Source organism: Mycobacterium scrofulaceum (assembly GCF_002086735.1).
In the GTDB taxonomy this organism is placed as follows: Bacteria; Actinomycetota; Actinomycetes; order Mycobacteriales; family Mycobacteriaceae; genus Mycobacterium; species Mycobacterium scrofulaceum.
The window spans coordinates 1-577 of record NZ_MVIJ01000162.1 but is presented as its reverse complement, the minus strand read 5'-3'; the positions used below and the strand labels follow the sequence as shown (position 1 = coordinate 577).

1 pseudogene is annotated in these 577 nt (G+C 62.7%); it reads left to right on the top strand.

The window, feature by feature from the left end:
* Positions 1 to 237: 237 nt before the first annotated feature.
* Positions 238 to 510 (top strand): annotated as a pseudogene (locus tag BST44_RS29990) (transposase); the annotation flags it as partial.
* Between the last annotated feature and the right edge of the window lie 67 nt (positions 511 to 577).

The window sequence follows — 577 nt, the reverse complement described above, 5'->3', positions numbered from 1 at the left end:
ATCAGCCCAGAACTCAGTCGATCCCCGGAAGCCGTCAGCCAGCCCGACGAGCTCCATGCGGCCATCAGCACGGACCCTCGGCACGGGCGCGGGGCTCTCGGTTCCCAACCAGCGCGCCAACGCGATGACCGATGCCCACGTTTCCATGACAACTGTTTTGGACCGTGAAAGAGTTGGCATGCGCGTTCAACCGCCCCGGCATGTCTGGAGACTCCATTTCTTGGAAAGGATGGAGTCATGTCAGGTGGTTTGTCGAGGAGGTACCAGCCAGAGCTGCGGGAGCGGGCGGTGCGGATGGACGCGGAGATCAGCGATCAGCACGATTCGGAGTGGGCAGCGACCAGTGAGATCGCCGGGCTACTTGGTGTTGGCACGGCCGAGGCGGTGCGCAAGTGGGTGCGCCAGGCTCAGATCGATGCGGCGCACGCGGGGATCACGACCGAAGAGTCCTCCGAGCTAAAACGACTGCGGCGAGAGAACGCCGAATTCGGAAGGACCAACGTTATCTTGGGCGGGCTCGACTGTTTGGGGGCGTGATCTGGGTGTTTGTGTCGTGGACGGTGTCCGTGATGTGGGT